Annotated in this window: 27 protein-coding genes and 1 pseudogene; 20 read left to right on the plus strand and 8 right to left on the minus strand. The window is 68.2% G+C overall.

Annotation, left to right across the window (positions count from 1 at the left end):
* Positions 1-196 (plus strand): annotated as a pseudogene (locus ON41_RS24820) (hypothetical protein); the annotation flags it as partial.
* Positions 197-250: 54 nt separating this feature from the next.
* Positions 251-325: a 50S ribosomal protein bL37 gene (locus ON41_RS43870; protein WP_153805149.1), complete on the plus strand. Its 75-nt coding sequence runs from the start codon at positions 251-253 to the stop codon at positions 323-325.
* Between the two features lie 105 nt (positions 326-430).
* Here the strand turns inward: ON41_RS43870 and rsrA are convergent, their stop codons facing one another.
* Entirely contained in the window at positions 431-712 is a 282-nt protein-coding gene (gene rsrA / locus ON41_RS24825) for a mycothiol system anti-sigma-R factor (protein ID WP_040750180.1), read from the minus strand.
* Positions 709-1,446 (minus strand): sigma-70 family RNA polymerase sigma factor, encoded by a 738-nt coding sequence (locus tag ON41_RS24830; protein ID WP_085995794.1) that lies wholly within the window; start codon positions 1,444-1,446, stop codon positions 709-711. Before ON41_RS24830 ends, rsrA begins: the two co-directional genes overlap by 4 nt.
* 274 nt (positions 1,447-1,720) lie before the next feature.
* Here ON41_RS24830 and ybaK point away from each other — a divergent pair, with 274 nt between their 5' ends.
* From ybaK to ON41_RS24845, 3 genes are all read left to right on the plus strand, one after another.
* The gene (gene ybaK / locus ON41_RS24835; RefSeq protein ID WP_040750224.1) at positions 1,721-2,212 is read left to right on the plus strand and encodes a Cys-tRNA(Pro) deacylase; all 492 of its coding nucleotides are present in this window, start codon (positions 1,721-1,723) and stop codon (positions 2,210-2,212) included.
* Between the two features lie 46 nt (positions 2,213-2,258).
* Positions 2,259-2,744: a MarR family winged helix-turn-helix transcriptional regulator gene (locus tag ON41_RS24840; RefSeq protein ID WP_040750181.1), complete on the plus strand. Its 486-nt coding sequence runs from the start codon at positions 2,259-2,261 to the stop codon at positions 2,742-2,744.
* 86 nt (positions 2,745-2,830) lie between these two features.
* Positions 2,831-3,121, plus strand: coding sequence for a hypothetical protein (locus ON41_RS24845; RefSeq protein WP_040750182.1), 291 nt, complete (start codon positions 2,831-2,833; stop codon positions 3,119-3,121).
* 100 nt (positions 3,122-3,221) lie between these two features.
* Here ON41_RS24845 and ON41_RS24850 read toward each other — a convergent pair whose 3' ends face one another.
* Complete coding sequence (locus ON41_RS24850) at positions 3,222-4,034, minus strand: SOS response-associated peptidase (protein WP_040750225.1); 813 nt, start codon at positions 4,032-4,034, stop codon at positions 3,222-3,224.
* 197 nt (positions 4,035-4,231) lie between these two features.
* Between ON41_RS24850 and ON41_RS24855 the strand changes: the two genes are divergently transcribed.
* The 3 genes from ON41_RS24855 (at position 4,232) to rsgA (ending at position 8,149) form a co-directional block, all read left to right on the plus strand.
* Positions 4,232-5,731: an aldehyde dehydrogenase family protein gene (locus tag ON41_RS24855; RefSeq protein ID WP_040750183.1), complete on the plus strand. Its 1,500-nt coding sequence runs from the start codon at positions 4,232-4,234 to the stop codon at positions 5,729-5,731.
* A 97-nt stretch (positions 5,732-5,828) separates the two neighbouring features.
* Entirely contained in the window at positions 5,829-7,151 is a 1,323-nt protein-coding gene (gene aroA, locus ON41_RS24860) for a 3-phosphoshikimate 1-carboxyvinyltransferase (protein WP_040750226.1), read from the plus strand.
* The gene (rsgA, locus tag ON41_RS24865; RefSeq protein WP_040750185.1) at positions 7,148-8,149 is read left to right on the plus strand and encodes a ribosome small subunit-dependent GTPase A; all 1,002 of its coding nucleotides are present in this window, start codon (positions 7,148-7,150) and stop codon (positions 8,147-8,149) included. The genes aroA and rsgA overlap by 4 nt, the downstream gene beginning before the upstream one ends.
* On the opposite strand, the gene ON41_RS39320 is transcribed toward rsgA, so the two are convergent.
* Positions 8,146-8,811 (minus strand): DUF8176 domain-containing protein, encoded by a 666-nt coding sequence (locus ON41_RS39320; RefSeq protein ID WP_051162411.1) that lies wholly within the window; start codon positions 8,809-8,811, stop codon positions 8,146-8,148. The two genes, rsgA and ON41_RS39320, sit on opposite strands and share 4 nt — an antisense overlap.
* A 951-nt stretch (positions 8,812-9,762) precedes the next feature.
* Here ON41_RS39320 and ON41_RS24875 point away from each other — a divergent pair.
* Positions 9,763-10,584: a hypothetical protein gene (locus tag ON41_RS24875; RefSeq protein WP_040750186.1), complete on the plus strand. Its 822-nt coding sequence runs from the start codon at positions 9,763-9,765 to the stop codon at positions 10,582-10,584.
* Positions 10,585-10,645: 61 nt separating this feature from the next.
* Positions 10,646-11,467 carry a helix-turn-helix domain-containing protein gene (locus ON41_RS24880; protein ID WP_040750187.1) on the plus strand — a complete coding sequence of 274 codons (822 nt, stop codon included), beginning with the start codon at positions 10,646-10,648 and terminating at the stop codon, positions 11,465-11,467.
* A gap of 19 nt (positions 11,468-11,486) precedes the next feature.
* Here ON41_RS24880 and ON41_RS24885 read toward each other — a convergent pair whose 3' ends face one another.
* Positions 11,487-12,101, minus strand: a complete 615-nt coding sequence (locus ON41_RS24885) for a TetR/AcrR family transcriptional regulator (RefSeq protein WP_040750188.1) — start codon at positions 12,099-12,101, stop codon at positions 11,487-11,489.
* A gap of 96 nt (positions 12,102-12,197) precedes the next feature.
* On the opposite strand from ON41_RS24885, the gene ON41_RS24890 reads away from it, so the two are divergent.
* The 4 genes from ON41_RS24890 to ON41_RS24905 all read left to right on the plus strand — a co-directional run bounded on the left by ON41_RS24890 (position 12,198) and on the right by ON41_RS24905 (position 14,771).
* Complete coding sequence (locus ON41_RS24890; protein ID WP_157185613.1) at positions 12,198-12,689, plus strand: hypothetical protein; 492 nt, start codon at positions 12,198-12,200, stop codon at positions 12,687-12,689.
* A gap of 112 nt (positions 12,690-12,801) precedes the next feature.
* Positions 12,802-13,254, plus strand: coding sequence for a hypothetical protein (locus ON41_RS39325; protein ID WP_051162413.1), 453 nt, complete (start codon positions 12,802-12,804; stop codon positions 13,252-13,254).
* A gap of 119 nt (positions 13,255-13,373) precedes the next feature.
* Positions 13,374-14,177: an LLM class flavin-dependent oxidoreductase gene (locus ON41_RS24900; protein ID WP_040750190.1), complete on the plus strand. Its 804-nt coding sequence runs from the start codon at positions 13,374-13,376 to the stop codon at positions 14,175-14,177.
* A 36-nt stretch (positions 14,178-14,213) separates the two neighbouring features.
* Positions 14,214-14,771, plus strand: coding sequence for a dihydrofolate reductase family protein (locus ON41_RS24905; protein WP_040750191.1), 558 nt, complete (start codon positions 14,214-14,216; stop codon positions 14,769-14,771).
* 47 nt (positions 14,772-14,818) lie between these two features.
* Here the strand turns inward: ON41_RS24905 and ON41_RS43875 are convergent, their stop codons facing one another.
* Positions 14,819-14,932, minus strand: a complete 114-nt coding sequence (locus tag ON41_RS43875; RefSeq protein ID WP_083905621.1) for a DUF397 domain-containing protein — start codon at positions 14,930-14,932, stop codon at positions 14,819-14,821.
* A gap of 667 nt (positions 14,933-15,599) precedes the next feature.
* Between ON41_RS43875 and ON41_RS24910 the strand changes: the two genes are divergently transcribed.
* Positions 15,600-16,199, plus strand: coding sequence for a Uma2 family endonuclease (locus ON41_RS24910; RefSeq protein WP_218003554.1), 600 nt, complete (start codon positions 15,600-15,602; stop codon positions 16,197-16,199).
* A gap of 122 nt (positions 16,200-16,321) precedes the next feature.
* On the opposite strand, the gene secA is transcribed toward ON41_RS24910, so the two are convergent.
* Together secA and ON41_RS24920 are read right to left on the minus strand one after the other, a co-directional pair.
* Positions 16,322-19,153, minus strand: coding sequence for a preprotein translocase subunit SecA (secA, locus tag ON41_RS24915; protein ID WP_040750192.1), 2,832 nt, complete (start codon positions 19,151-19,153; stop codon positions 16,322-16,324).
* A 94-nt stretch (positions 19,154-19,247) separates the two neighbouring features.
* Complete coding sequence (locus ON41_RS24920) at positions 19,248-19,553, minus strand: Rv3235 family protein (protein ID WP_051162415.1); 306 nt, start codon at positions 19,551-19,553, stop codon at positions 19,248-19,250.
* A gap of 379 nt (positions 19,554-19,932) precedes the next feature.
* Here ON41_RS24920 and ON41_RS24925 point away from each other — a divergent pair, with 379 nt between their 5' ends.
* From ON41_RS24925 to ON41_RS24945, 5 genes are all read left to right on the plus strand, one after another.
* Positions 19,933-21,354 carry a WS/DGAT/MGAT family O-acyltransferase gene (locus ON41_RS24925; RefSeq protein WP_040750193.1) on the plus strand — a complete coding sequence of 474 codons (1,422 nt, stop codon included), beginning with the start codon at positions 19,933-19,935 and terminating at the stop codon, positions 21,352-21,354.
* Between the two features lie 58 nt (positions 21,355-21,412).
* Positions 21,413-21,931, plus strand: a complete 519-nt coding sequence (locus ON41_RS24930) for a DUF6912 family protein (RefSeq protein ID WP_040750194.1) — start codon at positions 21,413-21,415, stop codon at positions 21,929-21,931.
* Positions 21,932-22,027: 96 nt separating this feature from the next.
* On the plus strand, positions 22,028-23,176 hold the full coding sequence (locus tag ON41_RS24935; protein ID WP_040750231.1) for a ferredoxin reductase: 1,149 nt from the start codon (positions 22,028-22,030) through the stop codon (positions 23,174-23,176).
* An 81-nt stretch (positions 23,177-23,257) separates the two neighbouring features.
* Positions 23,258-24,658, plus strand: coding sequence for a fatty acid desaturase family protein (locus ON41_RS24940; RefSeq protein ID WP_040750195.1), 1,401 nt, complete (start codon positions 23,258-23,260; stop codon positions 24,656-24,658).
* 97 nt (positions 24,659-24,755) lie between these two features.
* Positions 24,756-26,006 carry a fatty acid desaturase family protein gene (locus ON41_RS24945; RefSeq protein ID WP_040750196.1) on the plus strand — a complete coding sequence of 417 codons (1,251 nt, stop codon included), beginning with the start codon at positions 24,756-24,758 and terminating at the stop codon, positions 26,004-26,006.
* Positions 26,007-26,076 lie beyond the last annotated feature (70 nt).

A 26,076-nucleotide genomic window follows, 5' to 3' on the forward strand; every position in this document is an offset into this window, starting at 1 on the left:
CGGGCGCTGCGAGGTGCTCGCCGGTGCGGACAATCTCGACGCCGTCCTGCTGCACATGGTCCTGCTGGGGCACGACTTCGAGGTCCTCGATCCGCCGGAACTCGGTGCGCGCTGCCGTGCGCTGTCGGAGCGGCTGCGGAAGGCCGGTGGTCCGCTCGCGGAGCGCGGCGACGCTGCCTGTAGCCTGGAACGCTGATAACGCGCATCCAGGCGGGTTCACCCCCGGCCCGGGGCCAGAAGGGAGATACGGATGGGTAAGCGAGGACGCAAGAAGCGCGGCCGCAAGAAGAACGCCGCCAACCACGGCAAAAGGCCCAACGCCTGAGTCGTGCGCACGGCACGGCCGTAGCACCGAAAAACGAAGAGCGGCACACCATTCCGATCAGGAACGGGTGCCGCTCTCGTCGTGTCTACGCTTGTCGCCGGCGGGTCAGACCTCGCCGGTCTCGATGCGCGTCTCGGTGATGGTGACGGATTTACGGATCTCCAGGGTCAGCCGCTCGCGCAGCGACTCCGGGGCGCGGTCACCACCGCACTTGGTGCTGAGCAGGCGCTTCAGCTTCTCCTCCAGGCCGTACGCCTCGATACACGGCGAGCAGTGGTCCATGTGGTGCTGCAACCGCTCGCGGGTGGCGTCGTCGCACTCCCCGTCGAGCATGAGCCAGACGTCGGCAAGGACCGCCGTGCAATCCAGTTCCAAGTCGTCACTCACTGGTTGACCTCCTGCCGAGCATTTCCCGTCCGGTCCCGATCGAATCCCCGCTCGTGCGCGACATCGGCCAGCAGGCCCTTGAGCTGCTTGCGGCCGCGGTGCAGGCGGGACATGACCGTGCCGATCGGAGTCCCCATGATGTCGGCAATCTCCTTGTAGGGGAAGCCCTCCACATCGGCGTAGTACACCGCCATCCGGAATTCCTCCGGTAGCGACTGCAGTGCCGCCTTGATGTCGTCGTCGGGTAGCGCCTCGAGCGCCTCCATCTCCGCGGACCGCAGACCGGTGGAGGTGTGCTCGGCGGTGGACGCCAGCTGCCAGTCGGTGATCTCGTCGGTCGGATACTGCGCGGGCTGGCGCTGCTTCTTGCGGTAGGAGTTGATGTAGGTGTTGGTCAGGATCCGGTACAGCCAGGCACGGAGGTTGGTGCCCTCGCGGAACGACCGGAAGCCCTGGTAGGCCTTGGCGAAGGTCTCCTGCACCAGGTCCTCGGCGTCGGCCGGGTTGCGGGTCATGCGCAGGGCCGCGCCGTAGAGCTGGTCCAGCAGCGGGAGCGCATCACGCTCGAACCGCCGCGCCAGCTCGGCATCGCTGGCGGTGCTGCGGGCAACTCCGGGCTGACCGTCAGCCGTCTCGTCTTCGGGGTCGTCGATCGCCGGATCGGCGGGCTCCCCGATTCCCGTGTGCTCGGCTTCCTCGCGCTCGCGCGCGGTGTCGTCGCTCGTCACGCCCATCCCTTCGATCGCCGTAGCTGTTGAATCTACCGCGAGCGGGGTGGGCGCCGGGAACCCGGTGTCGGGCGTCACGGCGTCGATCGGGGCGGACGACGAGGACCATCCGGCGATCACCGGGCGTTCGTCGACCAGCACGGTCACCGCAGTCTCCTTCGCATTCGATGGGTTGTGCGCCTCGTCCGGGTCCTCCCTGGACGGGCGGCGTACCGCGTGCAACATGGCCGACGCCCACTGTGTTCCCGGCCGTGACAGCTCACCCCTACTGTTGATCGGCATGGCAGGTGCTTCGACCCCGGCGATCCGCGCGCTGACCCAGGCGAAAGCCGCACATCGCGTGCATTCCTACGCGCACGATCCGCGCAGCGACTCCTACGGCGCCGAGGCGGTCGACGCGCTCGCGGCCGATCTGGGCGTGGTGGCCGAGCAGATCTTCAAGACGCTGGTCATCGAGCTGTCGACGGGCGGCCTGGCGGTGGCCGTCCTGCCGGTGCCGCGGACGCTGTCGCTCAAGGCCGCCGCGGCCGCGTTGGGCGCGCCGAAGGCCGCGATGGCCGACCGTGCGAAGGCCGAGCGAACCACCGGCTATGTACTGGGCGGCATCTCGCCGCTCGGGCAGAAGCGGGCGCTGCCCACGGTGCTGGACGACTCCGCGCTGCGCTGGGACCGGATCCTGTGCAGCGCCGGAAAACGCGGGCTGGAGATCGAGCTGGCGCCGGCCGATCTGATCCGGCTGACCTCGGCCGTGACCGCCTCGGTGCTCGCCTGAGCGGCTGTTGGACAAGAATGTAACCGTTGAGGGAGGTGACCGTCGCGTGGACAGTGACGAGGTGATCGACGTGATCGGCCAGCAGCTGATCCGGCTGGGCCGCATTCGCGAACGCACCAATGCGCAGGTCGCGGCCGCTTCCGGAGGTGAGATCGAGATCTCCGCCTACAGCATCATCTTCCGGCTGCTCGCCGACGGCCCGATGCGGTCCGGCGCGCTGGCGGAGGCCATGTTCTCGGATGCCTCCACGATCAGCCGCCAGGTGGCCGGGCTGGTGAAGCGCGAATTGATCGAGCGCCGCGCCGATCCCGACGACGGGCGGGCCAGCGTGCTGGTCGTCACCGACGCCGGCCGCGAACTGGCCGGCCAGCTGCGCCGACGCCGGATGGAGATGCTCGAGCACATCGTGGCGGACTGGGATCAGGGCGACCGCGAACAACTCGCCGTCCTGCTGCGCCGGTTCGTCGACGACTACGAGACGGCCCGCCCGGCCCTGCTGACGCAGCCGGACACGCCGGGCTCACGGGTGTAAATCACATAAACCACATAAACCACACCCGTATCTGTGCATTACTTGTCACGGCCAGATTCGTTCGACCGTGAGGATGTGATGCGGAAATGTCCCACCGGCAGCGTGTGCGCTCCATGGTCGTCGCCTGCGGCGCGATCCTCGTCGTGGGTTCGGGTGTGCTGACCGTCGCCCCCGCCGGGGCGGCGCCGGACCCCAACTTCCCGCTCGGCAACAGCCCGGGCGTGCCGAACCAGCAGTCTCCGGAGAAGCGGCTCGACAAGGTTCCGGAGAAGACCGAGAAGCTGGGCGGAAGCGCGACGGGCAAACTTCTCGATCTCGGCGAATACATCATCAAGTGCGGACTCAATATCGCCACGCCGACGGTGAAGTGCGAGTAGCACACATCGCGGTAGGAACGCCCGGATGACGGGCCGCCCGCTGGGGTTGGCGGGCGACCACGCGACACAGGACAGACGCGGGCGACCGGCAGGCCGGGGTTCAGATCAGACTGATCTGCCCGGCCTGTTGTGTATCCGCACCCGCCGCGGGCGCGCCCGGCGCGGCGGCCAGCAGTTCCGGCCCGTTGTTGCGGACGCTGTTGACCAGCGACGACACCGGCCGCGCCACGATATCCGACACCCGTTCCGGCCCAGGCGTTTCCAGCAGCTCGTGCGGGGCCGGGTGGTCGGGGTCCAGCCAGGCGTCCCAGTGCTCGCGGGGCAGCACCAGCGGCATGCGGTCGTGGATGCGGGCGAGGTCGCCGACCGCGTCGGTGGTCAGGATCGTGCAGGACAGAATCGGGTCCATATCCTCCACCTCCCGGTCGCGCCAGGTGGACCACAGGCCGGCCATGTAGAGCCGGGAGCCGTCGGCGTAGGACATGTAGAAAGGCTGCTTGACGGCTTTGCCCTTCTTCGCGCCCTCGCCCGGCGCGCTCTCGACCAGCCACTCGTACCAGCCGTCCATCGGCACCAGGCAGCGGCGGCGCTTGGTGGCGTCGCGGAAGGAGGGGGCGGTCTCGGCACGGTCAGCGCGGGCGTTGAACAGCGGTTTGCCCTTGGCCGGGACGCCGGGCTCGGCGGCCTTGGTCCACACCGGGATCAGGCCCCAGCGCATGCGCCGGATCCGCAGCTTAGCCTCGTCGTCCTGATGGTCGCGGTCGTGCCGCTCGACCACGGTGAGCACCTGGTTGGTGGGCGCCACGTTGTAGTTGGCGCGGTCGAGATCGGGCGGATCGCCCGTCTCGTCGACGGCGTCGAGCTCGGCCGCCAGCCGGGCCGGATTCGCGGTTGTCGCATATCTGCCGCACATGGTTCCCATGCTGCCACCGCCCACCGACGAATTCCGGCTCCGCAGCCACCAGCCGCCGACGAAGTTCGGCTCTCGGACGTCGGCCGCGTGGCCGAATGCCACGAAACATGGCCGAAAATCCAACTGAAGGCGGTTGACATCACATCTAGGGTATGAGAACTTCGAGCCGTAACTCTCTCACTAGGGGTCGCCGAATCATGTCCACCACCGAGTCACTCGCCGAGACCACGTTGACCTCGGTCGATCCGGCCACGGGCGAGGTCATCGCCAGCCACCGGATCGCCGACGAGCAGGAGGTACACGCGGCCGTCGACAGAGCCCGTACCGCCGCCGCGACCTGGGGTGCACTGACCTACGACGACCGCAAGCGCCACCTGTTGCGCTGGGCCAGCCGGCTGGTCGAGAAGTCCGACGAACTGTGCGATCTGATCCACGCGGAGAACGGCAAGCCCAAGGACGACGCCTTCCTCGAGCTGCTGCTGGCGCTCGAGCACATCTCCTGGGCGGCCAAGAACGCGGAGAAGGTCCTGAAGACCAAGAAGGTCTCCCCCGGCGCGCTGATGTCCAACTTCGGCGCCTACATCGAGCAGCGCCCGCTGGGCGTCATCGGCGTGATCGGGCCGTGGAACTACCCGGTCTACACGCCCAACGGCTCGATCGCCTACGCGCTGGCCGCGGGTAACACCGTGGTGTACAAGCCGAGCGAATACTCCACCAGCATCGGCAATTTCGTCGCGCGGGCGTTCTCCGAGGCCAATCCGGACCTGCCCGATGGCGTGTTCACCACCATCAACGGCTATGGCGCGACCGGCGCCGCGCTGGTGCGGTCCGATATCGACAAGATCGCCTTCACCGGTTCGGCGGCCACCGGCAAGAAGATCATGGCGGCCGCCGCCGACAAGCTCACCCCGGTCCTGCTGGAATGCGGCGGCAAGGACGCCGTGATCGTCGCCGCCGACGCCGATATCAAGGCCGCCGCCGACGCGGTCGCCTACGGCGCGACCATGAACAGCGGGCAGACCTGCGCCGGCGTCGAGCGCGTGTACGTGGACGCCTCGATCCGGGACCAGTTCGTCGACGAGGTCAAGAAGATCCTGTCGAACGTGCACCCGGGCTCGGACAGCAAGGCCAGCTACGGCCCGATGACCATGCCGAGCCAGATCGATATCGTGCGCCGCCACATCGAGGACGCGCTGAAGAACGGCGGCACGGCCGTGCTGGGCGGGCCCGAATCCGTCAAGGGCCCCTACATCGAACCCGTGGTGCTGGTCGACGTGGACGAGAACTCCGCGGCGGTGCGCGAGGAGACCTTCGGCCCGACCGTCACCATCCGCACCGTACAGAACATCGACGAGGCCGTCCGGCTCGCGAACGACTCCACCTACTCGCTGGGGTCGACGGTCTTCTCCCGCAAGCAGGGGCTCGAGATCGCCCGCCGCATCAAGGCCGGCGCCACGTCGGTCAACTCCGTCCTGGGCTTCGCGGCCATCTCCGCGCTGCCCTTCGGCGGCGGCCGCGACTCCGGTATCGGCCGCATCCACGGCGCGCCCGGCATGCTGGAGTTCACCGCGCCGCACTCGATCGCGGTGCAGCGCTTCGCGATTCCCGGAATGGCGCTGCTCAGCTACTCCCGCACCGAACGGACGATGAAACTGCTGCGCAGGGTCGTCCCGCTGCTGCACGGGCGGAACAAGTAGCCCGGGTGCCGGAGCCGCCGCATTTCCCCTGGTCGGAACTCGGATTCCGAAATCGACACGGAACAAGGTCATGACCGAGCGGCTACCGGCGCCTCCCATGAGCGAAGATGGGGGTGTGAGTTTCTGGCCCGCGCCCCATACCGCCCACGCCGTGCAGGCGACCGTGACCCTGCCCGGGTCGAAGTCGATCACCAACCGGGCATTGATCCTGGCCGCGCTCGCGGACCGGCCCTCGACGATCACCGGTGCGCTGCGCAGCCGCGACACCGAGCTGATGATCGGGGCCCTGCGCGCCATGGGCACCGAGATCACCGGTGACGCCGACACGTTGGCCGTCACGCCCGCGGAATCCCTGCACAACGCCACCGTGGACTGCGGGCTGGCGGGCACCGTCATGCGGTTCCTGCCGCCCGTGGCGGCGCTGGCCTACGGCAATGTGGCGTTCTTCGGCGACGAACAGGCCCGGCTGCGCCCGCTGAGCACCATCCTCGACGCCGTCCGGCAGCTCGGGGTCGAGATCGAGGGCGATTCGCTGCCGTTCGTCGTACACGGCTCGGGTTCGCTGCGCGGCGGCGCGGTGACCATCGACGCGTCGGGATCCTCGCAGTTCGTCTCGGGCCTGCTGCTGTCGGCGGCCCGCTTCGACGAGGGCGTGACCGTCCGGCACGAGGGCGCCCCGTTGCCGTCCCTGCCCCACATCGCGATGACGGTGCAGATGCTGGAGCAGGCGGACGTGCGCGTGCAGGCGCCGAGTAGCCCACGCGGCGAACAGGTCTGGACGGTCGAGCCCGGCCCGATCCATGCGGTGGACTGGGATGTCGAGCCCGACCTGTCCAACGCCACCCCGTTCCTCGCGGCGGCCGCGGTGACCGGCGGCGAGGTGACCGTCCCGCACTGGCCGTCGCTGACCACCCAGCCGGGCGACGTCATCAGGGAGATCCTGGTGCGCATGGGCGCCGAGGCCCGCCGCTCCGACGGCAAGCTCGTCGTGCGCGGACCGGACCGTCTCGCCGGCATCGATATCGACCTGCACGACGTCGGCGAGCTGACCCCGACCGTCGCCGCGCTGGCGGCGCTGGCCGATTCTCCGTCGCGGCTGCGCGGCATCGCGCACCTGCGCGGGCACGAGACCGACCGGCTCGCGGCCCTGTCCACCGAGATCAACCGGCTCGGCGGCAAGGTCTCCGAGACCGAGGACGGACTCCAGATCGAGCCCACCCCGTTGCAGGGCGGGCCCTGGCACTCCTACGCCGACCACCGCATGGCCACCGCGGGCGCCATCCTCGGACTGCGGGTGCCGGGCGTGGAGATCGAGGACATCGGCACGACGGCCAAGACGCTGCCGAACTTCGTGGAACTCTGGAACGCCATGCTCGCCGACGGCCACGTGGACGCCGAGGCGGCGGGGGCGGCGCACTGAGACGCCGCGAGTACGACGAGTCGGATGTCCGGGTGCGCCCGGGCAAGAGTTCGCGTCCTCGCACCAAGACCCGTCCGGAACACCGCGACGCGGTACCGGCCATGGTGACCGCCGTCGACCGGGGCCGGTGGAGCTGCGTCCTCGACGGCGATCCGGAACGGCCGATCGTGGCGATGCGCGCCCGGGAGCTGGGCCGCACCCCGATCGTGGTGGGCGACCGCGTCGACGTGGTGGGCGATCTGACCGGCCGGCCCGACACCCTCGCCCGGATCGTGCGGGTGGCCGAGCGCACGACGGTCCTGCGCCGCACCGCCGACGACACCGATCCGTTCGAGCGGGTGGTGGTGGCCAATGCCGGACAGCTGGTCATCGTGGTGGCGCTCGCCGACCCGCCGCCGCGCACCGGATTCGTGGAGCGCGCCATGGTCGCGGCCTACGCGGGCGGGCTGCGACCGATCCTGTGCCTGACCAAGCACGATCTGGCGGCCGAATCCGAATTCGCCGCGGAGTTCGCCGATCTCGACCTCACCATCGTCTTCGGCGGCCGCGACGATCCGCTGGACGCGATCGACGCGCTGCTGCGCGATCAGCTCAGCTGCCTGCTCGGCCATTCCGGCGTCGGAAAATCCACTCTCGTGAATCGCCTTGTGCCGGAAGCGGAACGGGCCGTGGGCGCGGTGTCGGGAGTCGGCAAGGGACGGCACACCTCCACGCAGTCGGTGGCGTTACCGCTGCCCGGCGGCGGCTGGGTCATCGATACGCCCGGAATCCGCTCGTTCGGCCTGGCGCACATCACCCCCGACGATGTCATCCAGGCGTTCGCCGACCTCGCCGACGCCATCGAGGACTGCCCGCGCGGCTGTACCCATCTGGGCCCGCCCGCCGATCCGGAGTGCGCGCTGGACGACCTGCCCGGCAAGCAGCGCCGCGTGGCCGCCATCCGGCTGCTGCTGGTCGCGCTCAATTCGAACGATCCGTGGGTGGTCGGCAACGGTTAGGGGCGATCGGAGATCTCGTAGATCACCTGCCGCCCGTCACGCACGACGATCGACATGTGCTGGCGGTAGACGATGACCTCGCCGGCCGGGCGGCGCTCCTCGACGTCGACGTCGAACTGGTCCGGTGCGCGTTCGACGATGTGGACGCAATGCGTTGTGCCGACCGGGATCTCGGCGTCGATCGCGCGCTGGAGATGGTCGGCGGAGGAGATGTTGACCGTGTCGCGCGCCACGAAATCCTGTGCGTGCCCGCCGTTGCGCTCGGTGTAGTAGGCGTATTCGAAGCCGAGGATCGCCGCGGCGCCGCTGGCGGTGTCGCCGGGTCCGTTGCCGACCGTCAGGCCGCCCGACCGCTCGGGGGCGCAGGCGGGCACCGGTGGCGGGGGTGCGGGTGTGGGCGTGGGTGTGGCGGCGGGAGCGGAGGTGGTGACGGGAGCGGCGACCGCGGGCACGGGGTTACCCGCCACCGGATCCATCTCGGCGGAGGCCATCGTGATGATCGCGCCGACGACGACGCCCGCGGCGGCCAGTGCGATAGCGACCACGATCCCCAGGCGGCTCAGTAGCCAGCTGCGCGGCTTGCGCGTCGCGGGCGCCAGTGCGCGCTGTACGACGTCCGGGTCCAGTGCCCATTTCGGTGATCGGCCTGTCTCCGAGCCCATCACTTCCCCTTCCTCCTGTCCCGCAAGAGGTCTCGCGCCTCGACGACAATGCACGGCGCGGCCGGAATCCACAAGTGGGGATACTTCCCGGCGCTGGGGATAATGGGTAGTTGCGGCGGGATGCTACAAGGCGCACGCGCGAGGGGCGCTTCGAGAGCGGTCGCACCGCCCATTTTCCGGAGCACATCGAGGATGCGGGCGGACGAAAACGGCGAACAATGAGTCGCGCGCCACAGAATTGCCGTATCTATTTTCTTTTCGAAGTAATTCGCTGCGCAATTCGTGAGTCGACCCATGTGATTACCCCGGCCGCGACATGATGCCGTCGCCGGAGAGCCGTCGGCACGCCCGCCTCGAGGTCCGCTATGAGTAACGCCCCGGAAACACGTCGATCGCGCAACATCCGCGAGCCCGGCGGCGTGCCCACGGCGGCGTGGCCAGCCAGGTACCGGACACAGCCCCGATAATCGTGACGCGCGTCTCAGACCAGCGATGTTAGTCGCATCACATAACAGACCAGAGGGCATGTTCGCGGGCGAATCGGCGCCGCCGGGCCCCGGACCGGCCCCCTTCCGCAAAACCCCACTGGAGAGACGAATCGGACAGCCCTACTCGCAAGTAGAAATTCTGAGTCGGAGACATTTCGCTAATGCGTTTGTGACCCAGCTCTCCGGAGGCGCACGCGATGGCGGTTGACCGGCGAACTGCATGGTTCTACGGTCGTTAACCGATGGTCGATGTCGCCCATTACTACATTTGGTTTCAAATAAATTCGACCGGAGCTGAAACGGGAGACCCCCGCTCACACTCCGGCTCGAGAAAAGATAGAAAGCTTCAGGCCCGCAACCAATGGTTCAGCCAAACCCACGGCACACCAACCAAGTCCGGCACGACCGCCCCGAGACCGGGCGGCAGCCATACGATCTCGCGGTCCCACCCAGTGACCCGCGCGTGAACTGGGGTTTCCTGTGTTCGGCGGCACTGAGCCTGACCACGTTCTCCCTGCTCTTCCACCCCTGGCTGACCGCCGAGGGCCCGAAGGGCCGGGTCACCTCCGATGCCTTCGGGCGGATGGAGGGCGTCACCTCGTCGTTCAACGACCCGCGGGCGGCCGAGGGCTTCGAGCCGCTGCACATCAATGGCAGCTGGGGCGTTCTCACCGCGGCCCTGGCCGTCACGACGGTCTTCGCGGCGCTGATCTACCTGTGCGACCGCGGTGCGTCTCTGGCCAAGTTCGTCATGGGATCCAGTGCGGCACTGGCTCTCTCGGTGTTCTGCACCCTGCTGTACCTCAATGCCAAGGCGCCCGAGTTCAAGACCCTCGCCGAGGAGTCGTCGAGCGGCAGCGGGCTGCGCAACCTGTTCTCGGGCAATAAGCCGGCCGCACACGAGGTCGCCAGCGCGGGGCTCGGATTCGCGGCCCTGCTGGGTGGCGTCACGGCCCTCGGCGCGGTCCTGATCGCCGTGGCCGCCGCCCTGCCGAAGCGCGTCGTCGAACAGTCGGACGCCGAGCAGCCCGCCGTCCTCGCACAGCAGGCCGTTCCGGAGCCCGCTCCCCAGGCGGCCGAGCCCGTGCTCACCGCACCGGCTCGCACCACCGCTCGCACCCGCAAGCCGCGCATCACCGCGCAGCCGCGCACGGCCACCGCGCGCGCCACGGCCCGGCGTCACCCCGACGTCGAGGGCCTGCGGATCCAGCTCCCCTACCGCCCGATCGCGGAGGGCAGCAAGGCCGAGTACATGTCGCTCGTAGGCTCCGCCTCCCAGCGCTAGCACCCGGCCCGACAGCGCCCGCTCCCGATCGGAGCGGGCGTTTCGTCATTACCATGGCGGTATGCCCGTCGAACCGGTTCGTGTCGCCGGAGCCGTGGTGGACGTCGCGGTCCCGGCCCGGCGAGGCGGTATGGCCGGGGTCAGGATGGCCGGATTCCGCGGCCGGACGGAGAGCATATTCGATCTCCAGATGGTTCCGTATCCGGCGTTGACGCTGCTCATCGATTCCGGTGACGCGATGCTCGTCGACGCCGCGGACGGCGAACAGCGGCGCGGGAACGTCGTCGTCGGCCTGGCACCGGTCGGCGTCCGGGCGGGTGCGCGGGAGACCGACGCCTTGCAGATACGGCTGTCGCCGGTGGTCGCGCACGCGGTCCTGGGCGCCGCCTCGGAGCTGGGCGGCGCCGTGGTCACCCTGGACCGGCTGTGGGGACGCGATGCCGTCCGGCTCCAGGAACGCCTGCACGCCACCACGTCCTGGGACGAGCGGTTCGCGATCGTCCACACCCTGCTCGCCCGGCGGTACGAGGCGGGCCGGCGGGTCGATCCGGAGGTCGCCTACGCCTGGCGCCGAATCATGCTGAGCCGAGGCGGAATTCGCGTCGACCACCTCGCCGCCGAAACCGGCTGGACCCGCAAGCGCCTGTGGTCCCGATTCCGTACACAGCTCGGCATCACCCCCAAGCGAGCCTCGCAACTCGTCCGCTTCGACCGTGCCGCCCATCGGCTGGCCCACGGCCACAGCCCCGCCGAGGTCTCGGCCGCGACCGGCTACGCCGACCAATCCCACCTGACCCGGGCCACCCGGAGCTTCACCGGCCTCACACCCACCGCCCTCGCCACCGCCCCATGGCTCGCCGTCGACGACGTCGCCTGGTCGTAAGGCTCCATCTTTCTTGTAATCAGCTTGCTACGTAACGCTTTTCGACATCGGGTCGTCGGCCTTCGAGCAATTCGAACAGGATGCGGCCCATCGATTCCCGCGCCGTCTGCTTGTCCTCGGCGCGGGTGATCGCCAGGGCGGCCGCGGACAGCGATCCGTACAGCACGTGTGAGAGGGCGGTGGCGTCGGCGGTGATGATCGACCCGTCCTCGCGCAGCGCCGTCAATGCCGCCTCGAGCGCACCCTCGACGTGTCGTTCGCCGTGTTCCCACCACTGCACGAATCCGAGCGCCGTAGGGCCGTCCCGGAAACAGATCTGCTGGTAGGCGGGGTCCAGACAGCGATCGAGAAAGGCATTCAGACCGGCGACGACCGCCTCCCACGGCGTCGTCGCCGACCGGGAACTCGCGGCGATCGCCGCGACGGTCTGCTCGTCGACCAGCTCCAGGGCGGCCTGGAACAGCGCCCGCTTGTTCGCGAAATGGTGATACACCGCGCCCTTGGTGACGCGGGCGGCCGCGGCGATCTGATCGGTCGAGGTGTTCTCGAACCCGTTGGCCGCGAACAGCTTCGCCGCACCCTCGACCAGCGCGCGCCGCGTATCGGCCGCGTTCTCGTCCCGCCTCGACAGCATACTCCGAGTATGTGACATTCCGGTCTTCAGAATCAACCCCGGCAGGCACAGACTGGGCCCCGACCACGAATTCGACACTCGGGAAGAACCTCGACAATGCCTGTGCGACAGACCCCTTGGGCCGCCCTCCGCGACCTCACCGTCACCACACCGTGGATGGACGGCACCGCGGCCTCCTCCGCCGGCCCGTACATGTTCAGCCTCACCCAGTTCACACCCACCCGGCTGACGGACCTCCCGCAGATCTGGCGCGCGAGCCGAGCACTGTCCGACCAACTCGTGCGCATCGACGAGGCCATCGGCGTCACGACCTACATCCGCCCCGCCCACCACGCCCAAGTCGGCTCCCTCTCGATCTGGACCGACCCGCGAGGCCTGAACACCTTCATGACCCTCCCCGACCACATCACGATCATGAACAAATACCGCACCCGCGGCCTCCCCGTCCGCTCCGCCACCTGGTGGTCCCACTCCCTCGACCCCGAAGCCGCAGTCCGCGAGGGCCTCCACCTCCTCGACACCCACGACACCCAACGAGTCAGCACCCCGAAGCCCGCAGAGGCCGACCACGCGCAATCACAGGATTGAATCGGACAAATCCGGATTTCGGTAGCTGTACCGATGTGGGCGATGTACCTACGGAGCCAATGTAGGTGCCGAATATCTCGTCGAATCCACGAATTCCGGGAGGAAATACCAGATGCGGAAAAGGCAGTTCGTGTTGCGGAGTGCGCTCGCCGTCGCCGCGGTGGGTGGCGTGATCGCGACGGTCGCGCCCGCCGCCGTCGCCGCGGGGCCCCGCGCCGATCTCGGTGATATCCACACGCTCGGCGATATCTGCTACGGGCGGGGCTGGGTGAGCGGGTCCGCCGATGACGCCCAACCCGGCGCCACGCAGTTCTGGGTGACCTTCACGAGGTGGACGCCCACGTTCGGAAATCAGTGCGGCGTCACGGTGATCGTGCAGTGGCGCAACCTCGACACCGGCGCTGAGGGCACGGTCCCGGTGCCGGTGGCCGACACGGGAACGGCGACCAACGCGAACCGGCCGGTGCTCGTGAGCGCCACGACCGGGTCGGGCCGCGTGTCCTTCACCGCCTCCACCGACCGGCCCCACCTGCCGCCGGCGACGGTCGAACTTCAGGTGCCGTAAGCCGCCCTGCTGCGGTAATCGACCGCGTAATCCACCCGAAAGCCATGTGTCGGCGCCGACGAATTTCGGGTGGACTCGCCGTCTGTACGTCTGAACAGACCGATACACAGGAGTCCGATATGACCAGACCGTTTCGATTCGGGGTCGTCGCCCCGCTCATGACCGACTTGCCGCCATGGCGAGACCACGCGCGCCGCATCGCCGACAACGGCTATTCGACACTGCTGGTACCCGACTTCCCGCTCACTCAACCGGCACCAGCCCCCATGCTGGCCACCATCGCGGCCACGACCGACCTGCGCGTGGGCACGTGGGTATACGCCTCCCCGTTCCGCCCGTCATGGATGACGGCCTGGGAAGCGCACTCCCTGTCACTGTTGACCGACGGCCGCTTCGAAATGGGCATCGGCACCGGCAGACCCGGAATCGAAGACGAACTCCGCGACAAGGGACTGCCCGTCACATCCCCGAGCGAACGCCTCGCCACGATACGCGAAACCGTCGAAAAGCTGAGGGAACTCGACGGCCCCGACCACCACACGCCTGTGGCGATGGCGGTGCTCGGCCCGAAAGCCCGCGCCCTGGCCGCCGATATCGCCGACACGGTCACCTTCGCGGTGGGACCTCAGCCCCGCGCCGAGGTCACCCAGCTGGCATACGACGTCCGCGCGCGCGGCGATGTCGAACTGGCACTTGCCATCTCGGTCGTCGGCGACTCCGCCGCAGCCCATATGGCGCCCCCTGACATCGATATCGCCGCACTCCACGCTGCGGACGCCCTGTCCGTACTCCCGGCCGACCCGGCGGCCGCCGCGGAGGAAATCCAGCGCCGACGCGAGGAAATAGGCTTCTCCTACTTCATCTTCGGCGCCGGCCAGGCCGACAACTTCGCACCGATCGTCGCGAAGCTCTCCGGAAACTAGCCCGCCGATGTCGGAAACACACTGAGAGACACTGACATGCGAAAGTTGATTCTGGGATTCTACGTCTCGCTGGACGGCAAGAGCGCCGACGGCGACAACGGAATCCGCGACGTCATGATGAGCATCGACGACCCCGAGCAGGAGAAGTACTTCGTCGACCAACTGTGGGAGGCCGGGGCCTTCCTGATGGGCCGCAACACCTACGAGATCATGGCCGGATACTGGCCCACCGCCGACCATCCGTCCGCCAAGGCCATGAACGAGATCCCCAAGGTCGTGTTCTCCCGCACCCTGAAGTCCGCCGACAACTGGCCCGAAACCCGAATCGCGAGCGGCGATACCGCCGAAGAGATCGCCAGGCTCAAGGCCGAGCCGGGCAAGGACCTCGTCGCCGCCGGCGGCACCGAGTTCATGCATTCCCTGATCAAGCTCGACGTCGTCGACGAGTACCGACTGTGGGTCCTGCCCGCCGCCACCGGCAAAGGCGCACCACTGTTCCCCGAACTGGACCAGGCCGTGAGATTGCGCCTGGTCAAAAGCACAGCCTTCCCCTCCGGAATCCTCGAACTGCGATACGCACCAGCCGACAGGTAACACCCGCCAACCACCAACTCCGCGGCCCCCGACACGCGTCAACCGAACTATCCGCACACGGATTTGCTGTCACGGACGCAGACGGCACTGTCGGTGAGTCGAACCTCGACGCAGCTGTTGGAATCCTTGCTGAACGAGGACTGATCGACCGGCTGGCACAGTACTCAGTCACCGCGTATGCGACGCTGCTCGGCAGCAGCTCCGAGTGGGCTCTCCACAGTGCGTGGCATCGATTGGCCGAGTTGTCTTTGGCCTACGGCGATTTGGCGCGAGAGATCGCCCTGCGCCGACGGCGGTTGCCTGATTTCTCGCCTGCGCAGCTTTCATCGCAGGGCAACTCAACCGAATCGCCACGCACATCACCACGTTCGTCGGCAGCTCCCGCAGCTTGCCGCCGCCGGGCACCCTGCGCGGCTCCGGAGGCGACAGCATCGACCTGTCCGCGCAGCCGAACGCGATTCCGGTGGCGAGTATGTCGTCCGCAATACTCTGCACAAATGGCTGTGGGGTGACGTGCTCGTCGACGCCGAATGCGCCACCCGCGACATCTCTGAAGCTTCGTCAGCGCGGTCGAAGGCCGCGTACCGTCCGGTCCAACTCCCCCGAGAACGCCGAGTTCATCGCCGAGGCCGGTCCCTTGACAAGCGACCACGTGCTCCGGATCAGCGTCCGCTCCGGACAGCACACCACGGCTGGCGGAACAGTACTGTGGAGCGAGCTGGCTCGTCCCGACCTGTTCCGATGGCAGTGAACGTTGCAGTGCAATACTGGTGACCTGGAACGTTGACTCGAGCGAATCCGACCGCGACAGCGTGGAACGAGGAACTGATGACCGCCGACCCGATGCCTCCGGCTCCCGAGCCGCTGCCGGGATGGCTGGTGCCTCCGCCCGGCGGGTTCACCGCAGAAGATCTCGACCGGCTGCCCGATCTGCCGCCGCACACCGAACTGATCGACGGGAGCCTCGTCTTCGTGAGCCCGCAGATGAACTTCCACGCTCTCGTCATCGACCTCTTGGTCGCTGGTCTGCGTCGGTTCGCTCCGGGCACCTTACGCGTACGACGTGAGATGACGGTGACTCTCGACCGCCGGCAACGGCCGGAACCGGATCTGATGGTCGTCCACGCATCCTCGGTCCTCGGTCCGGAACAGACGACATTCCAACCCGACGACGTGGTGCTGGCAGTCGAAGTCGTCTCACCGGACTCGGTCGTCCGCGACCGGGAACGCAAGCCGCAACTGTACGCACGCGCCGGGATACAGCACTTCTGGCGAGTGGAGAACGTGGACAGCCGGGTCGTGGTGTACGTGTACGAACTCGACCCTGCCACAAAGGCTTATGCGCCGACCGGCATCCACCACGATCGTTTGAAGCTGACGGTGCCATTCGACATCGACGTCGACTTGACGGAGTACACCGCGCTGTAAAGCGCTGCGCGTCAGCACTTCCGGGATAGCACACCGAATCATATTGACCGGCTTGACCTAGCCGCAGGCATAACAAAGCGCCCACCCCGGGACACCGGGGTGGGCGCTTCTTGGTGGCGGAACTACCTGCGGCGCTTGGACTTCGGGGGCTTGGCGCCGTGGCGGGAGTCGCGGGCGGCCTCGCGGCGTTCGCGGCGGGTCATGCCGTCGTCGGGGTGGCCGCCGTATTCCTCGGCGTCGGTGTGGCGGGCCGTGTGGCCGCCCTCATCCGGGCCCGAGTAGGTGAGGCCGCCTACGTCGCGCTGGTCGATTCCCTTGGCGCGCAAGGCGGCTGGGGCACCGGAGCCGTTGACGGGCTCCTCGGCCGGGGCGGCGGGGGCGCCGGCGCCTACCGGGGAGCGGAGGCCGGGGGCCACGCCGGCCTGCTGCTGGGGCTGCTGGACCTCGACCTGGAGGTTGAACAGGAAGCCGACCGACTCCTCCTTCAGGCCCTCCAGCATGGCGGCGAACATGTCGAAGCCCTCGCGCTGGTATTCGACCAGCGGGTCGCGCTGGGCCATGGCGCGCAGGCCGATGCCCTCCTTGAGGTAGTCCATCTCGTAGAGGTGCTCGCGCCACTTGCGGTCCAGGACCGACAGCAGGACCTGGCGCTCCAGGTTGCGCATGCTGCCCTCGCCCGCCAGCTCGTCGATCTCCTTCTCGCGCAGGCCGTAGGCGTGGTGGGCGTCGTCGAGGACGGCCTCGAGCAGTTCCTCGCGGGTGAGGTCACCGACCTCGCCGGACTCGTTCTCGCCGGTGAGATCCTTGTAGTCGATGCCGACCGCGTACAGCGTCTTCAACGCCGTCCACAGCTTCTCCAGATCCCAGTCCTCGACGTAGCCCTCGGCGGTCGCGCCGTTGACGTAGGCCGTGATCACGTCGGTGATCATGTTCTCGACCTGGCCCTCCATGTCCTCACCGGACAGGATGCGCTGACGCTCGGCGTAGATGACCGTGCGCTGCTGGTTCATCACCTCGTCGTACTTCAGGACGTTCTTGCGGATCTCGAAGTTCTGCTGCTCGACCTGGGTCTGCGCGCTCTTGATCGCGCGGGAGACCATCTTGGCCTCGATCGGCACGTCGTCGGGCAGGTTGAGCCGGGTCATGATCGACTCCAGCGCGGCGCCGTTGAACCGCCGCATCAGCTCGTCGCCCAGCGACAGATAGAAACGGGACTCGCCCGGGTCGCCCTGACGACCGGAGCGGCCGCGTAGCTGGTTGTCGATACGCCGCGACTCGTGCCGCTCGGTGCCGAGCACGTACAGGCCGCCGGCCGCGCGAACCGTCTCGGCGTCCTCCTCGACCTGCTGCTTCACCCGCTCCAGGGTGGGCAGCCAGTGCCGCTCGTACTCGTCCGGCGTCTCGACCGGGTCCAGGCCCTCCCGGCGCAGCATCGAGTCGGCGATGATGTCCGGGTTGCCGCCGAGCACGATATCGGTACCGCGACCGGCCATATTCGTCGCCACGGTGACCGCGCCCGGGCGGCCCGCCTCGGCGATGATCTGGGCTTCCTGCTCGTGGAACTTGGCGTTGAGCACGTTGTGCGGGATACCGCGCTTGGTCAGCAGCTTCGACAGGTACTCCGAGCGCTCGACCGAGGTGGTGCCGATCAGCACCGGCTGATCCCGCTCATGCCGCTCGGCGATGTCGTCGGCGACCGCGGCGAACTTCGACTCCTCGGTCTTGTAGATCAGGTCCGACTCGTCGACGCGGATCATCGGCTTGTTGGTCGGGATCGGCACCACACCCAGGTTGTAGATCGAGTGCAGTTCGGCCGCTTCGGTTTCGGCCGTACCGGTCATACCGGACAACTTGTCGTAGAGGCGGAAGTAGTTCTGGAGCGTGATGGTGGCCAGCGTCTGGTTCTCCGGCTGGATCTCCACCTTCTCCTTGGCCTCGATGGCCTGGTGCATGCCCTCGTTGTAGCGGCGGCCCACCAGGATGCGGCCGGTGAACTCGTCGACGATGATCACTTCGCCGTTGCGGACGATGTAGTCCTTGTCGCGGGTGTACAGCTCCTTGGCCTTGATGGCGTTGTTCAGGTAGCTGACCAGCGGCGAGTTGGCGGCCTCGTACAGGTTGTCGATGCCGAGCTGGTCCTCGACGAATTCGACGCCCTGCTCGTGCACGCCGATGGTGCGCTTCTTGATGTCCACCTCGTAGTGGACGTCCTTCTTCAGCAGCGGCGCGATGCGCGCGAACTCGGCGTACCACTTCGAGGAGGCGTCGGCCGGACCGGAGATGATCAGCGGGGTGCGGGCCTCGTCGATCAGGATCGAGTCGACCTCGTCGACCACGGCGAAGTTGTGCCCGCGCTGGACCAGATCGTCCAGCGAGTGGGTCATGTTGTCGCGCAGGTAGTCGAAGCCGAACTCGTTGTTGGTGCCGTAGGTGATGTCGGCGTTGTAGGAGACGCGACGCTCGGCCGGGCTCATGCCCGACAGGATCGACCCGACCTCGAGGCCGAGGAAGCGGTGCACGCGGCCCATCCACTCGGCGTCGCGCTTGGCGAGGTAGTCGTTGGTGGTGACGATGTGCACGCCGTCGCCGCTCAGCGCGTTGAGGTAGGCGGCCAGCACCGAGGTCAGGGTCTTGCCCTCACCGGTCTTCATCTCGGCGATATTGCCGATGTGCAGGGCGGCGGCGCCCATCACCTGCACCTTGTAGGGCTTCTGGTTCAGCACCCGCCACGCCGCCTCGCGGGCGACGGCGAAGGCCTCGAGCAGCATCTCGTCCAGCGTCTCGCCGTCGGCGTAGCGCTCCTGGAACTCCCGCGTCTTGGCCCGCAGCTGGCTGTCGGAGAGGTCGGCGTACTCGTCCTCCAGGGCGAGCACGTCGTCGGCCAGCCGCGCGAGCCGCTTGACGACGCGGCCCTCACCAATCCGTAGCAACCTCGTCAGTGTCAGCGCAGGCACGGGTCTCGTCAGTCCTCTGGTCGGGGTCGTGGTCTAGCGCGCTACGTGAGCGGCAACGCCCATGGTACGGCGGCATCCATGGTAGGTGCCGACCTCATCGCAGCCGCAGCGCGGCCAGCCGCCAGTCGCCGCGGCGCGCCACGATGCGGGCCGCGACGGCGAACCGCCGGTTGCCGCGATCGTAACCGCCGAAGACCTCGGCGCTTCCGGCCGCCACCGTCGTGGCTCGCACCGAGACCAGCAGCGCCGGGCCCAGCCGCCGTTCGGCCGCCGCGGTTCGGGCCAGCGTCTCGACCGCCGCCACGACCGTGGGCTCGGCCAACGGCCGCAGGTGGGCGGCCGGACGGCGGCCGTCCAGCACCTCCAGCACCAGCCGCAGCGACCGCTCGGCGAATCGCATTGCCGCCGAATTGTTTTCGGCCGGAGAAGCGTACGATGTAGAGCGTCCGTCGTGTGGTGTGCGGCGCTGTGCCCGATGCGGGGCGCCTGCCGCGGCGCGTCCGGGCACGCGGTGACGGCAGGGCAGTGCGGCCCGGCCCGGATGACCGGCGCTCCGCAATGGTGGCTCGAAGTTCGGCGCGACCGACAGTGACCGGCGTTGGCTGCCCACGAATTCCCCCTCGCAGTCGACTCCCCCTGACACGAATCGGACCAGCATGCCACGGCTGCCGCGGTGCGTGAAGGATTTCCCCGGTATCGCGAAATGTCCCACACGCCGGACCGAACGGGTTTGTGTGACCTCACAATGGAGCGAGTATCGGAAGGGAGCACCGGGCAGCGTGATCACGAGACTGACGCCGCAGGACGCGTCGTTCTACCGGCTCGAGTCGAGCAGCAATCCGATGCACATCGGCTCCCTCGCGATCGTGCGCGACCCCGCGCAGGACGAGTCCGAACGGTCCCCGCTGGACTACGACGGGCTGGTCGACCTGGTCGAATCCCGGCTCCCGCTGGTGCCGCACTACCGGCGCAAGGTGCGTGAGATCCCGTTCGCGCTGGGCCGCCCGGTCTGGGTGGAGGACGGCGACTTCGATATCGCGTATCACGTCCGGCGCGCGGCACTGCCCGCTCCGGGCAGCGACGAACAGCTGCACGATCTGGTGTCCCGCCTGGCGTCGCGCCCGCTCGAGCAGACCCGCCCGCTGTGGGAGATGTATCTGATCGAGGGGCTGTCCGGCGGCCGGCGCGCGATCTTCACCAAAACCCATTCGGCGCTGGTGGACGGCACCACGGCGCTGGAGATCGGGCACGTGATCCTCGACACCGGACCGTCGCCGCGCGAGGTCGCCCGCGACGCGTGGGTCGCCCGGCGCGAGCCCGGCGAGGCGGAGCTGCTCGCGATGGCGCTGATGGAGCTGGCCGGACAGCCCGGCGAGGCGCTCGACGTCCTGCGGCACGCGGGCGGCAACGCCTTCTCGATCGTGGGCGCGGGCGGCCGGGCGCTGGAGCGGGCGGTCTCGCTGGTGCGCAGCGCCGCGATCGGCTGCCCCGACAGCCCGTTCAACGCCCGCACCTCCCGCAATCGCCGCTTCGACGTGGTGCGGACCGATCTGGAGGACTACCGCAAGATCCGCAAGCGGTCGGACTGTTCGATCAACGACGTGATCCTGGCCGTCGTGACCGGCGCGCTGCGCATCTTCCTGCAATCGCGCGGGGAGATGCTGACCGAATCGGCGGTGCTGCGCGCGGTGGTGCCGATGTCGGTCTACGTCGAGGGCCCGGACGGCGACCGGCTCAAGCCCGCGAGCGAGGTCTCGACGATGCTCGTCGATCTGCCGGTGGGCGAGCCGAATCCGGTGATGCGGCTGTCGCACATCGCCCACGCCACCGAGGCCAACGCCCGGCACCGGCGCGGCGTGCGGGCCCGCACGCTGGTGCACATGGCCGGATTCGCCCCGGCGAGCCTGCACGCCATGAGCGTGCGCGCGGCGAGTACGTTCGCAGAGCACACGTTCAATCTGGTGATCACCAACGCGCCGGGTCCGCAGCAACCGATGTACATCGGCGGCGCGCGGATGCTGGAGATGTATCCGGTGTCGCCGCTGCTGCGCAACCAGGCCTCGAGTATCGGGATCACGTCCTACGACGGGCGCGTGTTCTACGGACTCAACGCCGACCGCGATGCGATGGCCGATATCGGAGTACTGTCCGCGGCGGTGCACGAATCCATGGAGGAGATGCTCGGTGCCTGCGTCCAGTGAGTCCGGCAATACCCCCGGCGACAGAAAGCTACGCGTCTACGTTCCCGCCACCGTTCCGATGCTGCGAGCGCTGGTGGCCGACCGGGAGATCCGCGCGATCAACGACACCGCGTTCGCGGTGACACCGGCGCTGCGCGAGGCCTATGCCTCCGGCGACGACGAGGAACTGGCCGAGGTCGCGATGGGCGAGGCCGCCCGCGCCGCGCTGCGCCTGCTCGCCGAGGAGCGCGAGGCGGCGACCCTGCACGCCGGCGACGATGCCGACGACCCCGACAATCCCTATTCCGGCCCGGTGTACCGGCGCGCGGTGATCGCCGCCGACGTCACCGGCGCCGCGCTGCGCCCCGATCTGGACGACGCCGTGGTCCGGCTGTCCGCACCGATCACCTACAACCGGATCGCGTCGGTGCACGTCGACCTCGCCGAGGCGGAGCCGGCGGTGGCCAAGGCCGTCGATGTCGTCGATGCCGCCGACCTGGGCGACGAGGACGCCGAGTTCGTGCTCGGGGACGCCGAGGACCATCAGTTGGCCTGGTACGCCACCCAGGAACTCCCTTTCTTGTTGGACCTCATGTAGTTTTCCCGCCCTAACCTACGATGCCGTAACCTTGTGCCGAGGGCGCCCGCGGGCGCATCGAACATCGTCAAATCCAGGGAAATGAGCATCCGCACGATGGTCCTGAAATCGGTACAAGGCGTCCGGGAGTGGCTGGAGGCCCCGGTCGCCGAGGCGAAAATGGCCGGCCGGACGCGGCTCAACGCACTGCGTGGAGCTGCCGCCCGGGTCACCACACCGCTGCTGCCCGACGACTATCTGCATCTGGTCAATCCGCTGTGGTCGGCACGCGAACTGCGCGGTCGCATCGTCTCGGTGCGCAAGGAGACCTCGGACGCGGTCACGCTGGTGATCCGGCCGGGCTGGGGCTTCGATTTCAAGTTCACCCCGGGCCAGTACATCGGCATCGGCGTCCTGGTCGAGGGCCGCTGGCACTGGCGCTCCTACTCGCTGACCTGCCCGCCGGATTGGACCGATCCCGAAAGCCGGTCGAAGCGGCTGATTTCCATCGCGGTCAAGGCGATGCCGGAAGGATTCCTGTCCAGCCACCTTGTCAACGGCGTGCCCGAGGGCACCGTCGTGCGGCTGGCCGCGCCGCAGGGCGGCTTCGTGCTGCCCGAGCCGCCGCCGTCGAAGGTGCTGTTCCTGACCGCGGGCAGCGGCATCACCCCGGTGATGGCCATGCTGCGCACCATGGATCGGCGCGGCACCTGGGCCGACGTGGTCCACGTGCACTCCGCGCGCACCGCCGAGGACGTGATGTTCGGCGGGGAACTGCGCGAATTGCACGAGCGGCACCCCGGTTTCACCTCCCACCTGCACCTCGCCGGCGAGCGCGGCAAGTTCGCGCTGGCGGACCTGGACGAGCTGCACCCCGACTGGCGCGAGCGCGAGACCTGGGCCTGCGGGCCGCTGGCGATGCTCGACGATATCGAGAAGCACTGGGCCGCAGCGGGTTTGAGCGATCACCTGCACGTCGAGCGGTTCGAGGTCGAGCGGTCGGCGGTCGGCGAGGGCGGCACGGTCACCTTCGCTCGTAGCGGCAAGACCGCCACCGCCGACGGCGCCACCACGCTGATGCAGGCGGGCGAGGGCGCCGGCGTGCAGATGCCGTTCGGCTGCCGCATGGGCATCTGCCAGACCTGCGTGGTGAGTCTCACCGACGGCCGCGTCCGCGATCTCCGCAACGGCAACGAACACCAGGCCGGAGAGAAGATTCAGACCTGCATCTCCGCCGCCGCGGGCGACTGCACCCTGGATGTGTAGGCGGCCGCACCGCCGCGTGTAAACGCCGGTTCATGGAAACCCGATACCCTCGGGGGACATCAAGGAGCTAGGGAGACCGCGGTGGCCATCACCGATATCAAGGCGTTCGCGCATCTGACGGCGACCGATATCGAGACCCTCGGGCAGGAACTCGACACGATCCGCCGGAATGTGGAGCAATCGCTCGGCGAGCGCGATGCCCGCTACATCCGGCGCACCATTCGCGCGCAGCGGATGCTGGAGGCGGCCGCGCGGGCGACGCTGTTCGCCAGCCGGAATCGGTGGGCCTGGGTGGCCGGGACCGCGATGTTGTCGGTGGCCAAGATCATCGAGAATATGGAGCTGGGCCACAACATCAGCCACGGCCAGTGGGACTGGATGAACGATCCGGAGATCCACTCCACCACCTGGGAATGGGATATGACCGGCCCGTCCTCGCAGTGGCGGCGGGCGCACAACTACTCCCACCACACCTACACCAACGTGCTCGGCAAGGACGAGGACCTCGGCTTCGGCATCCTGCGCATGACCCGCGACGAGGAATGGCGGCCGGTGCACCTCGCGCAGCCGCTGGCCAATCTGGTGCTGGCCGCGACCTTCGAATGGGGTATCGCGCTGCACGATTGGACCATCGACAAGGAACTGTCCGGCGTCCCGCGCTGGCAGGTGATGTCCGAACCGAACCGGGCGTTCGGCCGCAAGATCGGCCGCCAGGTGGCCAAGGATTTCGTGATCCACCCGGCGCTCACGGGTCCGGCGTGGAAATCGACGCTGAAGGCCAACGCGACCGCGAACCTGGTCCGCAACCTCTGGGCCTATGCCGTGATCTTCTGCGGCCACTTCCCCGACGGCGCGGAGAAATTCACCATCGAGCAGCTGGAGGGTGAGACGCGCGGCGAATGGTATCTGCGGCAGATGCTCGGCAGCGCCAACTTCTCCGCCGGACCGGTGATGGCGTTCGCGAGCGGCAACCTCTGCTATCAGATCGAGCACCACCTGTTCCCCGATATTCCGAGCAACCACTACCCGGAGATCGCGGTCAAGGTGCGGGAGCTGTGCGACAAGTACGACCTGCCCTACACCACGGGGTCGCTGGGCAAGCAGTATCTGCTGGCCTTCCGGACGATTCACAAGCTGGCGCTGCCGGACCGCTTCCTGCGCCGCACCGCCGACGACGCCCCCGAGACCTCCTCGGAGCGCAAGTTCGCGGGCCTCACCCTCCCCGCACTGCCGAGCACCGAGCAGTGGGCCGACAGCCACTGGCCGGTGGATCCGCTGACCGGGCAGCGGCGCGGGCTGCGTTCGGCGCTGGTCGAGGCGAAGGCGGCGCTGCGGGAGAAGGCGCGGCAGGAGAAAGAGGCGCTGCGCGAGGCCAAACAGGCCCTGCAGGAGAAGGCGCGCGAGGAGCAGACGGTGCTGCGTCGGCGGGCCCTGCGCGAGCGCGCGATCCGGCGCGTACGCCGCCGTCGGCGCGCCGATTAAGCACACGTTGGCCACGATCACAATGCGGCGTACGCCACAGTTGTGAGTCGATCCGGAGACAACCTACGGAGCCGTAACCTACGGTAGTGTAACCGGCATGGCGATCTCGGATGTCAAGGAATACGCACACCTCACCCCCGAGGACGTGGAGGCGATCGGCGCCGAGCTGGACGCGATCCGGCGCGAGATCGAAGCCTCCCGCGGGGAGCGCGACGCCAAGTACATCCGCAATGTGATCCGTCTGCAGCGCGCCCTGGAGATCTCCGGCCGCGCGGTCCTGTTCGCCAGCTTCCTGCCGCCGGCCTGGCTGGCCGGCACCGCCCTGCTGAGCACGGCCAAGATCATCGAGAACATGGAGATCGGCCACAACGTCATGCACGGCCAGTGGGACTGGATGAACGATCCGGAGATCCACTCCTCGTCGTGGGAATGGGACAACGTCGGCCCCTCCGAGCACTGGAAGATCACCCACAACTTCCTGCACCACAAGTACACCAACGTGCTGGGCATGGACGACGACATCGGCTACGGCCTGCTGCGCGTCACCCGCGACCAGCGCTGGGCGCCCTTCTACCTGGGCCAGCCGGTGTACAACCTGCTGCTGCAGATGTTCTTCGAGTACGGCGTCGCGATCCAGCACCTGGAGCTCGGCAAGGTGGCCAAGAAGAAGTGGCCCGCCGACAGCCCCGAGCGCAAGCAGTTCGAGGAGGACCGCCGCCTGGTCCTGAAGAAGGTCGGCAAGCAGGTCGCGAAGGACTACGTGATCTTCCCGCTGCTGACCGGCCCGGCCTTCCTGTCGACGCTGACGGCCAACCTCACAGCCAATGTGGTCCGCAACGTGTGGACCAACGCGGTCATCTTCTGCGGTCACTTCCCCGACGGTGCGGAGAAGTTCACCAAGGCCGATATCGACGGCGAGACCCAGGGCCAGTGGTACCTGCGCCAGATGCTCGGCAGCGCCAACATCTCCGGCGGCCGGCTGCTGCACTTCATGACCGGCAACCTCTCGCACCAGATCGAGCACCACCTGTTCCCCGATCTGCCGAGCAACCGGCTGTCCTCGATCGCGGTGCGCGTGCGCGAACTCTGCGACAAGTACGACCTGCCCTACACCACCGGCTCGCTGCCGGTGCAGTACGCCAAGTCGTGGCGCACCATCATCAAGCTGTCGCTGCCGAACAAGTACCTGCGCCGCACCACCGACGACGCCCCGGAGACCAGGTCGGAGCGCGCCTTCGGCGGCCCCGCCACGATCGACCCGTCGACCGGCCGCCGCCGCGGCCTGCGCACCGCGCTGAAGGAGGGCAAGCGCCGCATCGCCGAGCGCCTCCCCGCCCCCGTCGCCTGAACCACCGTATCCACGCACCCCGTGCCGGTCCCCCTCGCCGGCACGGGGTGCGTCTTTTCCCCCACCTTCT

It is taken from the genome of Nocardia transvalensis NBRC 15921, assembly GCF_000308875.1.
In the GTDB taxonomy this organism is placed as follows: domain Bacteria; phylum Actinomycetota; class Actinomycetes; order Mycobacteriales; family Mycobacteriaceae; genus Nocardia; species Nocardia transvalensis.

Coding starts and splice junctions, on each gene's coding strand:
- ON41_RS24830 (WP_085995794.1), bottom strand. CDS start 1,446: ATGGGCGTGACGAGCGACGACACCGCGCGCGAGCGCGAGGAAGCCGAG.
- ybaK (WP_040750224.1), top strand. CDS start 1,721: ATGGCAGGTGCTTCGACCCCGGCGATCCGCGCGCTGACCCAGGCGAAA.
- ON41_RS24845 (WP_040750182.1), top strand. CDS start 2,831: ATGTCCCACCGGCAGCGTGTGCGCTCCATGGTCGTCGCCTGCGGCGCG.
- ON41_RS24850 (WP_040750225.1), bottom strand. CDS start 4,034: ATGTGCGGCAGATATGCGACAACCGCGAATCCGGCCCGGCTGGCGGCC.
- ON41_RS24855 (WP_040750183.1), top strand. CDS start 4,232: ATGTCCACCACCGAGTCACTCGCCGAGACCACGTTGACCTCGGTCGAT.
- aroA (WP_040750226.1), top strand. CDS start 5,829: ATGAGCGAAGATGGGGGTGTGAGTTTCTGGCCCGCGCCCCATACCGCC.
- ON41_RS39320 (WP_051162411.1), bottom strand. CDS start 8,811: ATGGGCTCGGAGACAGGCCGATCACCGAAATGGGCACTGGACCCGGAC.
- ON41_RS24880 (WP_040750187.1), top strand. CDS start 10,646: ATGCCCGTCGAACCGGTTCGTGTCGCCGGAGCCGTGGTGGACGTCGCG.
- ON41_RS24885 (WP_040750188.1), bottom strand. CDS start 12,101: ATGCTGTCGAGGCGGGACGAGAACGCGGCCGATACGCGGCGCGCGCTG.
- ON41_RS24890 (WP_157185613.1), top strand. CDS start 12,198: ATGCCTGTGCGACAGACCCCTTGGGCCGCCCTCCGCGACCTCACCGTC.
- ON41_RS39325 (WP_051162413.1), top strand. CDS start 12,802: ATGCGGAAAAGGCAGTTCGTGTTGCGGAGTGCGCTCGCCGTCGCCGCG.
- ON41_RS24900 (WP_040750190.1), top strand. CDS start 13,374: ATGACCAGACCGTTTCGATTCGGGGTCGTCGCCCCGCTCATGACCGAC.
- ON41_RS24905 (WP_040750191.1), top strand. CDS start 14,214: ATGCGAAAGTTGATTCTGGGATTCTACGTCTCGCTGGACGGCAAGAGC.
- ON41_RS24910 (WP_218003554.1), top strand. CDS start 15,600: ATGACCGCCGACCCGATGCCTCCGGCTCCCGAGCCGCTGCCGGGATGG.
- ON41_RS24920 (WP_051162415.1), bottom strand. CDS start 19,553: ATGCGATTCGCCGAGCGGTCGCTGCGGCTGGTGCTGGAGGTGCTGGAC.
- ON41_RS24930 (WP_040750194.1), top strand. CDS start 21,413: ATGCTGCGAGCGCTGGTGGCCGACCGGGAGATCCGCGCGATCAACGAC.
- ON41_RS24935 (WP_040750231.1), top strand. CDS start 22,028: ATGGTCCTGAAATCGGTACAAGGCGTCCGGGAGTGGCTGGAGGCCCCG.
- ON41_RS24945 (WP_040750196.1), top strand. CDS start 24,756: ATGGCGATCTCGGATGTCAAGGAATACGCACACCTCACCCCCGAGGAC.